The organism is Bradyrhizobium sp. (assembly GCF_036009065.1).
GTDB lineage: Bacteria > Pseudomonadota > Alphaproteobacteria > Rhizobiales > Xanthobacteraceae > Bradyrhizobium.
In genome coordinates, this window is sequence record NZ_DASYMN010000166.1 from 1 (window position 1) to 8,712 (window position 8,712).

General features: G+C 62.8%; 8 protein-coding genes and 1 pseudogene. 7 read left to right on the forward strand and 2 right to left on the reverse strand.

Annotated elements, in window-relative coordinates; genetic code table 11:
* The 3 genes from VGP39_RS10060 to VGP39_RS10070 form a co-directional block, all read left to right on the forward strand.
* Positions 1 to 558, forward strand: a 558-nt coding sequence (locus VGP39_RS10060) for a glycogen/starch/alpha-glucan phosphorylase (RefSeq protein WP_327567958.1), incomplete at its 5' end; no start/stop codon positions are given.
* A 190-nt stretch (positions 559 to 748) separates the two neighbouring features.
* On the forward strand, positions 749 to 1,573 hold the full coding sequence (locus VGP39_RS10065) for a thioesterase family protein (protein ID WP_327567959.1): 825 nt from the start codon (positions 749 to 751) through the stop codon (positions 1,571 to 1,573).
* Between the two features lie 376 nt (positions 1,574 to 1,949).
* Complete coding sequence (locus VGP39_RS10070; RefSeq protein WP_327567960.1) at positions 1,950 to 2,156, forward strand: hypothetical protein; 207 nt, start codon at positions 1,950 to 1,952, stop codon at positions 2,154 to 2,156.
* Positions 2,157 to 2,590: 434 nt separating this feature from the next.
* Here the strand turns inward: VGP39_RS10070 and VGP39_RS10075 are convergent, their stop codons facing one another.
* A complete protein-coding gene (locus VGP39_RS10075; RefSeq protein ID WP_327567961.1) occupies positions 2,591 to 4,207 on the reverse strand; it encodes a phosphoenolpyruvate carboxykinase in 1,617 nt (538 codons plus the stop codon).
* A 154-nt stretch (positions 4,208 to 4,361) separates the two neighbouring features.
* On the reverse strand, positions 4,362 to 5,117 hold the full coding sequence (locus VGP39_RS10080; protein ID WP_327567962.1) for a HugZ family protein: 756 nt from the start codon (positions 5,115 to 5,117) through the stop codon (positions 4,362 to 4,364).
* Between the two features lie 214 nt (positions 5,118 to 5,331).
* Between VGP39_RS10080 and VGP39_RS10085 the strand changes: the two genes are divergently transcribed.
* The 4 genes and pseudogenes from VGP39_RS10085 to VGP39_RS10100 form a co-directional block, all read left to right on the forward strand.
* Positions 5,332 to 6,033, forward strand: coding sequence for a response regulator transcription factor (locus VGP39_RS10085; RefSeq protein ID WP_184260686.1), 702 nt, complete (start codon positions 5,332 to 5,334; stop codon positions 6,031 to 6,033).
* Between the two features lie 147 nt (positions 6,034 to 6,180).
* Positions 6,181 to 8,007 carry a sensor histidine kinase gene (locus tag VGP39_RS10090; protein WP_327567963.1) on the forward strand — a complete coding sequence of 609 codons (1,827 nt, stop codon included), beginning with the start codon at positions 6,181 to 6,183 and terminating at the stop codon, positions 8,005 to 8,007.
* Positions 8,004 to 8,507, forward strand: a complete 504-nt coding sequence (locus VGP39_RS10095) for an HPr kinase/phosphatase C-terminal domain-containing protein (protein ID WP_327567964.1) — start codon at positions 8,004 to 8,006, stop codon at positions 8,505 to 8,507. The genes VGP39_RS10090 and VGP39_RS10095 overlap by 4 nt, the downstream gene beginning before the upstream one ends.
* A 131-nt stretch (positions 8,508 to 8,638) precedes the next feature.
* Positions 8,639 to 8,712: pseudogene (locus tag VGP39_RS10100) on the forward strand (PTS fructose transporter subunit IIA); the annotation flags it as partial.

An 8,712-nucleotide genomic window follows, 5' to 3' on the forward strand; every position in this document is an offset into this window, starting at 1 on the left:
GCCGCCGATCTGTCCGAGCAGATTTCGACCGCCGGCATGGAAGCCTCCGGCACCGGCAACATGAAGCTCGCGCTCAACGGCGCGCTGACCATCGGCACGCTGGACGGCGCCAATCTCGAAATCCGCGATCATGTCGGCGCGGAAAACATCGCGATCTTCGGCATGGAGGCGATGGACGTGGTGGTGCGCCGCAAGCAGGGGCTGGACGCCACCGATGTCATTGCGCGATCGCCGCATCTGGCGCGCGCGATCGCCGCGATCGAGCGCGGCGATTTTTCGCCCGACGATCCCAGCCGGTTCGAATCGGTCGCGCATGCGCTGCGCCATCTCGACCACTACATGGTCAGCGCCGATTTCGACGCCTATTTCGAGGCCCAGCGCGGCATCGACGCGCGCTGGCAGGTGGTCCCGGCCTGGACCCGGGCCAGCATTCTCAACGTCGCGCGGATGCCGTGGTTCTCCTCCGACCGCACCATCCGCGAATACGCCGGGGATATCTGGAACGTGCCGGTGAAGCCAACCGCGCAACCTTCGCCGGCGCGGCAGGCGAAGGGCTAGCTCACCGACCCTCATCCTGAGGAGCGGCGCCTTCGCCGCGTCTCGAAGGATGAGCGCCGCGCTCGCATGGTTCGAGACGCGCGCAAGAGCGCGCTCCTCACCATGAGGTTCTGAGTCCAAACCATTACTTCCAAGGTCATTGCATTCGGCGCAATTCCGCGAAATATGGGCGGAGCATTCTGAGGATTTCATGCTCACCAAAGCACCGCATCTGTTCGACGACGCAACGGGCGTTGCCGCCGGCGACAGCCGGTGGAGCGGCCATACCAGCGACAACTACTGGGCCTTCGTCGGCCCGTTCGGCGGCGTCACCGCGGCGACCATGCTGCGCGGCATCCTCGAACATCCGCAGCGCTCCGGCGATCCGCTGGCGCTCACCGTGAATTTCTGCGCGCCGATCGCGCAAGGCCCGTTCGATCTCGACGTCCGCCTGATCAAGGCCAACCGTTCGACGCAGCACTGGTCGGTCGAACTCACCCAGGGTGGCGCCGAGGCCGCGACCTTTGCGACCGCCGTGTTCGCGGTGCGCCGTCCGTCATGGTCGCACCAGCCGGCGCAGCCTCCGAAGGCCCCGCCATTCGAAGCGGCGCGGCCTTATCCGAAAGGCGGTCTCGCGATGTCGTGGGTGCGGCAATATGATTTCCGCTTCGTCGAGGGTGAGCCGCAATTCGCCGGCGCCCCGCATGCCGCACCGGCAAGCGCATTCTCCAAACTATGGATCGGCGATCACAAGCCGCGCAAAATCGACGTGCTGTCGCTGATGTCGATGTCCGATGCCTTCTTCGGCCGCATCTTCCACGTCCGCAATGAATTCGTGCCGTTCGGCACCGTGTCGCTGACGACTTATTTTCACGCCGACGCCGACGATCTCGCGGCCGAAAATATCAGCCAGGTTCTCGCGGTGGCCGACGCCAAAATCTTTCACAAGAGTTTTGGCGACCAGAGCGGCGAGCTGTGGTCGCCGACCGGCCGCCTGCTCGCAACCACGACCCAGATCGCGTATTTCAAGGCGTGAGACGATTCCAGTTTGGATACTTGGTCATGACCGGGCTCATGGCCAGACCAACACTGCCGTCATCCTGAGGCGCTCGCCGTGTTCGGCCGAGCCTCGAAGGACGGGCCACAAGTGCCCGCGGCCATCCTTCGAGACGCACGCAAGAGCCTGCTCCTCAGGATGACGGTCAAATGTGCGGCTCGGAAGATTCTTCTCGGACATTCTGACCAGCGCGCGCGGTCACCGCAATGTGATTGCTTCCGTCAGTCGCGTGATGAGGTTCAAAATTGATGCATGATGCGCGCGCTTTGATCTGGCATTTGTGCGCACCAATCCCTATCTGTCGGATCAGGTAGGAAATTCGACCCAACAACAACACTCCGCAAAGGAGCCATCCATGGCGAACGTCCTAACCACTGGGGCCTGGCTTTCCGCCCCGACCAAAAAACCCTCATTTTTCGCACGATTGTTGCGCGCTCAGGTCGAAGCCCGTCAGCGGCATGCGGATCGTGTGGTTGCGCGATATGTTGCCATCCACGGCGACAAACTGACGGATGACGCAGAGCGTCAAATCGAGCGCCTGCTTTTCAAGGCAGGGCGGTAGTCATGGTCACACTCTTCATCGTGCACGTGGCAAACAAGCTCGTTCGCTTTGCGACGGATGTTCGCGACATCTGGAGCGAAACTCAGCGACTTCGCCGTGTACTTCCCGGTCCCACCGAGGAGTAGCTACACTCGCGTCAGCCTGCGTTACGCAATGCGCCGTCATCCTGAGGTGCTCGCCGTCTTCGGCGAGCCTCGAAGGATGGGCCACACGCGGCCATCCTTCGAGACGCCGCGCAAGCGCGCGCCTCCTCAGAGTTTGTGAATCTATTCGAATTTCGACGTTTCTGCGGGTCCTAAGTCTTTGATTTGACTCATGTCGGAAAACGCAAAAATCAATAGATTCACAAGCTCTCAGGATGAGGAAGGAATGCGTGGCTGGATTCCGGGTTCGCACGCGCAAGGGCGCGTGCGCCCCGGAATGACGAGTTGCTATTACTCCGCAGCGAGCTTGAGATCCGGCGCCGCGGCGCGGACGTCGGCATCGACGTCCTTTTCGAACTTGGCGAAATTCTTCGCGAACATGCCGACCAGCGCGCGGGCGGTCTTGTCGAACTCGGCCTTGTCGGCCCAGGTCTTGATCGGGTCGAGGATGTGCGGCTCGACGCCGGGCAGCGAGGTCGGCACCGCGAAGCCGAAATACTTGTCGGTGCGGAAATCGGCCGATCGCAGCGAGCCGTTCAGCGCCGCGGTCAGAAGCGCGCGCGTCACCTTGATCGGCATGCGCCGCCCGGTGCCGTATTTGCCGCCGGTCCAGCCGGTGTTGACCAGCCAGCAATCGACATTGTGTTTGGCGATCAGGTCGCGCAGCAAGTTGCCATAGACGGAAGGATCGCGCGGCAGGAACGGCGATCCAAAACAGGTGGAGAATTCCGGTTCGGGATCGTTGCCGAGCCCGCGTTCGGTGCCCGCGACCTTGGCGGTGTAACCGGACAGGAAGTGATACATCGCCTGCGCCGGGTTGAGTTTTGCGATCGGCGGCATCACGCCGAAGGCGTCGGCCGCCAGCATCACCAGGTTCTTCGGATGACCGGCGCGGCCGGTTCTGGAAGCATTCGGGATGAAATCGAGCGGATAGGCCGAGCGGGTATTTTCCGTTTTCGAGCCGTCATCGAAGTCGGGCTCGCGGGTGTTCTCGTCGAGCACCACGTTCTCCAGCACCGCCCCGAAACGTTTGCTCGCGGCATAGATCTCCGGCTCGGCTTCCTGCGACAGCTTGATGCATTTGGCGTAGCAGCCGCCTTCGAAATTGAAGATGCCGTCCGCGCCCCAGCCGTGCTCGTCGTCGCCGATCAGCGTGCGTTTCGGATCCGCGGACAGCGTGGTCTTGCCGGTGCCGGAGAGGCCGAAGAAGATCGCAGCATCGCCGTCGGGCCCGACATTGGCCGAACAATGCATCGGCATCACGCCCTTTTCGGGCAGATAATAGTTCAGCGTGGTGAACACGCTCTTCTTCATCTCGCCGGCATAATAAGACCCGCCGATCAGCACGATCTTGCGGGCGAAATCGATCGCGACCACGTTTTCCGAGCCCACGCCGTGGCGTTTGGGATCGGCCCTGAAGCTTGGCAGATCGATGATGGTGAGTTCGGGCACAAAGTCGGCGAGCTCCGATGCTTCGGGACGGATCAGCAGCGTGCGGATGAACAGCGAATGCCACGCGAGCTCGGTGAAGACGCGGGTCTTGATGCGAAGGCTCGGATCAGCGCCGCCATAGAGGTCCTGCGCGAACAGCGTCATGCCTTCGGCATGCTTGATGAAATCCTGGTAGAGCGCTTCGAACTGCTCCGAGGTGATCGACCGATTGCCGTCCCACCACATGTTCTTGTCGGTGGTGGCGTCGCGAACCGTGAACTTGTCCTTGGGACTGCGGCCGGTGAACTCGCCGGTGTCCGCGCACAGCGCGCCGTCCGACGACAACACCGCTTCGCCGGCTTGAAGCGAATGCTCGTAAAGCTGCGGCGCGCCGAAATTCCAGTTTACGGCCGCAAGATTTTTTAAGCCGAATTTGTCGGCGCCGAAGGCACCGTTGCGTACGCCCGTCTCTTGCACGGAAGCTTCCTCCTCGAACCCGCGGTTCTCCAGCGCGTTTGCCGCAAAACGCGCCTCACGTCGCGGTGACCGTCAATATAGCCTTCCGGCCCTGGTCCGGCGACCTAATACTGACGAACGCCGGACTTGCCAAGCCGATCCGGGGAAATTTGGTTTATTCGACGGCGCCTTGCGCGCTTGCGGCAGTGCGGGCCTGTTCGGCAAGCTCTTTCAATATCTTCCGCAGTGCGGCAGGAGTGACAATCCGCCGCGGAAATTCCAGCCGCAGCGTTTTTGCGCCCGCCTGCATATCCATGCCATCCGGGTCGCAGCCGGTGCAGCGCCAGTCCGCTTCTTCCGCGCCGAGCAGTTGCGTGGCGTAGAGATTCATCGCGTCGCGATGATCGGCATTCATGTGCGCGATGGCGCCCTGCTCGGCCTCCAGCAGCGCATCGGCATCGGAAATGTCGGTCAGAAACTGCTCAGGCTTGAGGTCCACGATCCGGCCAAAACCGGCGACCAGATGCGCGCCCGCCGGCCTTATCCTAAAAAACGAAAAATCCTTAAAATTTACAAAGACTTCGGCGGGAGGATGGGCGTTGAGGTAGCGCCGGCGCAAAACCGTCTCATCGGTATCCCCGGCCTGCTCGGCCCGGCCGGCCAGCATGATCCGCGCGCCCTCCAGGGGATCGCCTTCGGCGCGCTCGTCCAGCATCAGCGAGACCCTGGGATCGCCAAGGATGTTCTTTGTATGCAGCGCCAGCCGCGAAATCAGCAGGATTGGCGAGCCATCCGAGTTACTTGCCACATTGACCAGCGAGCAATAGGGATCGCCGCTATCCCGCATCAGGGTCGCCAGCGCGCCCTGCCGGCTGCGCCGCAGCAGCGACCGGGCCAGTCCAGCGGCGCTAAAATGGGCGGTTTCCTGCATCGATCAAATCCAGCATCTCATTGCAAAAGGAGCCTTATTTGAGTTAAAGCGGTGCCTATATGGGATTGGAACCCGCTGATCATTCATGCGTTTTCCGGGAACGCGGTCACACTTCAGCCCAGCTTGCATTGCTCGTTGATCGAGTTCGAAGCCCCACTTATACGGCACTTTGCTGGACCGCCGTCATTCCAAGCCACTTTCGGAAAGCAGGCTCATGCCCACAATCGCCTTGGTCGACGACGACCGCAACATTCTCACATCGGTCTCGATCGCGCTGGAAGCCGAAGGCTATCGCATCATGACCTACACCGATGGCGCCTCGGCGCTCGACGGATTCCGCACCAGCCCGCCGGATCTAGCGATCCTCGACATCAAGATGCCGCGCATGGACGGCATGGAGACGCTGCGCCGGCTGCGTCAAAAGTCCGACCTGCCGGTGATTTTTCTCACCTCCAAGGATGAAGAGATCGACGAATTGTTCGGCCTCAAAATGGGTGCCGACGATTTCATCCGCAAGCCGTTCTCGCAGCGGCTGCTGGTCGAACGCGTCAAGGCGGTGCTGCGCCGCGCGGCGCCGAAAGACCCGGCCGCAGCGCCAAAGGAAACCGACGCCAAGGCGCTGGACCGCGGCCTGTTGCGGATGGATCCGGAGCGCCACACCTGCACCTGGAAGAACGAGCCGGTCACGCTGACCGTCACCGAGTTTCTGATCCTGCAGGCGCTGGCGACGCGCCCCGGCGTGGTGAAAAGCCGCAACGCCCTGATGGACGCAGCCTATGACGACCAGGTCTATGTCGACGATCGCACCATCGACAGCCACATCAAGCGGCTGCGCAAGAAGTTCAAGGTGGTGGACGACGATTTCGAGATGATCGAAACCCTGTACGGCGTCGGCTACCGCTTCAAGGAAACCTGATACAACCGTCATTCCGGGGCGCGCGGAGCGCAAGCCCGGAATCCATAACCACCGGCGGGAGTATGGATTCCGGGCCTGCGCCAAGAAGCGCATCCCGGAATGACGTGTGCTAGATTGGCGCGACTACAACCGAACGGTTTTTGGCCATTGCTTGATCGAACCCAGCCTGATCCGAGCGTGAATGCCGAGGGCGCCGCGCCGGCCCTCGCCCCGGACGATGCTGCCGCCGGCGATACCCGGGCGCAGACCCAGGTCCAGGGTTGGCAGCGCCTGCTCGGCTGGCTGCGCCGGGCCGGACAGTTTTTCTTCGCGCTCTCCTTTTCGAGCCTGACCCGCCGCATTGTCTCGCTCAATCTCGCCGGCCTGATCGCGCTGGTGGCGAGCATTCTCTACCTCTCGCAATTCCGCGCCGGCCTGATCGACGCGCGTGCGCAAAGCCTGCTGGTACAGGCCGAAATCATCGCCGGCGCCATTGGGGCCTCTGCCACGGTCGAGACCAACACCATCACCATCGATCCCGACCGGCTGCTCGATCTCAAGCCCGGCGAATCCTACGGCGCTCCGGATGAATTTTCCGGTCTCGATTTCCCGATCAATCCGGAGCGGGTCGCGCCGGTGCTGCGGCGGCTGATCACGCCGACCAAGACGCGCGCCCGGATCTATGACCGCGACGGCGTGCTGATTCTCGACAGCCGCAGCCTTTATGGCCGCGGCGACGTGCTGCGGTTCGAATTGCCGCCGCCCACCACCGAAAAGCCCGGCATCGCCGAGCGCGCCATGGTCGCGGTCCGCACCTGGCTCAATCGCGGCGACCTTCCTTTATACCGCGAACTCGGGCCCGAGAACGGCAAAGGCTACAGTGAAGTCCAGCAATCGCTCGTCGGCCAGAAGAGCAGCATGGTGCGCATCAACGAGCGCGGCGAAGTGATCGTCTCGGTGTCGGTACCGGTGCAGCGGTTCCGCGCCGTGCACGGCGCGCTGATGCTCTCGACGCAGGGCGACGACATCGACCAGATGGTGACCGCCGAACGCCTCGCCATTCTGAAAGTATTCGGCGTCGCTTCCGCTGTCATGATCGTGCTGTCGCTGCTGCTGGCAAGCACGATCGCCGGACCGGTGCGGCGGCTGGCCGACAGCGCCGAGCGTGTTCGCCGCCGCATCCGGACCCGCGTGGAAATTCCCGACTTCACCGGGCGCCGCGACGAGATCGGGCATTTGTCCGGCGCGCTGCGCGACATGACCGACGCGCTGTACAATCGCATCGAGGCCATCGAAACATTCGCCGCCGATGTCGCCCATGAACTGAAGAATCCCTTGACGTCGCTGCGCTCGGCGGTGGAAACGCTGCCGCTGGCGCGAAACGAGAACAGCCGCGCGCGGCTGCTCGCGGTGATCGAACACGACGTGAGACGGCTCGACCGCCTGATATCCGACATTTCCGACGCCAGCCGCCTCGATGCCGAACTGCAGCGGCAGGACGAGGCGCCGGTCGCTCTGCGCCGCCTGCTCAGTACGCTGACATCGGTCGCCAACGAAACCCGGCTCGGCCACGATGTCGCGGTCGAGGCCCGCTTCGAGGGCAGCCCGCGAGATACGTTTTCGATCCCCGGCCACGATTCGCGGCTGGGACAGGTGATCTCCAACCTGCTGGTCAACGCGCAATCGTTTTCTTCATCCGGCGGCAAGGTCCGCATCGTCTGCCGCCGCGTGCGCTCCGAAATCGAGATCGTCGTCGACGACGACGGGCCCGGCATTCGCGAGGACGCGCTGGAGAAAATCTTCGAGCGGTTTTACACCGACCGCCCGCATCAGGGTTTTGGGCAGAATTCCGGATTGGGCCTGTCGATTTCGAAGCAGATCATCGAAGCCCACCGCGGCCGCATCTGGGCCGAGAATCGTAGCGGTCCCGTCAACGCCGGCGGCGAGGCCACCGTGGCCGGCGCGCGCTTCGTGGTGCGGCTGCCCGCGCCATGACGGCGGACGGCAGCAGCATACATGCCTCCGCGGTGCTGGTGGGGGAGCGCGCGGTCCTGATCCGCGGTCCCTCGGGATCCGGCAAATCGCGGCTCGCCTTCGATCTCGTTCTCGCCGGACGCGCGGGACAGATTCCCGAAGCCGTGCTGGTTGGGGATGATCGCGTCCATCTCGAAGTGTTGCAGGGCGGGCTCGTCGTGCGGCCGGCGCGCGAACTGGCCGGACTGATCGAAATTTACGGGCTCGGCATTCGCCGCTGCGATTTTGCCGAACAGGCAGTGGTGGGGCTGGTGGTGGACCTGTCGGCGGCTGACGCCGAACGGCTGCCTGCGCCCGACGCCCTGTTCACGGGCATATCAGGTGTCATATTACCGCGAATTCCCGTGAATTCGCGCTTTCAGCCATTGCCCGTGGTGGTCGCCGCGCTGTCCACACGACCTTCTGATGATTGCTCTAAGGGAATTGGTAACCATATAAGCCCCACTATCGCCACCCAGTAGACCGGCGCTGGCTCCCCCTCATTACTATTAAATCAGGGAGAATCGCGAAGATCCCCTCTTGCGTAGGGGCTCCGGATGGTCAAAGTGGCCCGTTCGTGCGGTGCACCAAAAGCACCCGCGAGGAGTTTCCGATGATTGGTCTGGTACTTGTGACCCATGGGCGCCTTGCCGACGAGTTCAAGGCGGCGCTCGAACATGTAATGGG

Coding starts and splice junctions, on each gene's coding strand:
- VGP39_RS10065 (WP_327567959.1), top strand. CDS start 749: ATGCTCACCAAAGCACCGCATCTGTTCGACGACGCAACGGGCGTTGCC.
- VGP39_RS10070 (WP_327567960.1), top strand. CDS start 1,950: ATGGCGAACGTCCTAACCACTGGGGCCTGGCTTTCCGCCCCGACCAAA.
- VGP39_RS10080 (WP_327567962.1), bottom strand. CDS start 5,117: ATGCAGGAAACCGCCCATTTTAGCGCCGCTGGACTGGCCCGGTCGCTG.
- VGP39_RS10085 (WP_184260686.1), top strand. CDS start 5,332: ATGCCCACAATCGCCTTGGTCGACGACGACCGCAACATTCTCACATCG.
- VGP39_RS10095 (WP_327567964.1), top strand. CDS start 8,004: ATGACGGCGGACGGCAGCAGCATACATGCCTCCGCGGTGCTGGTGGGG.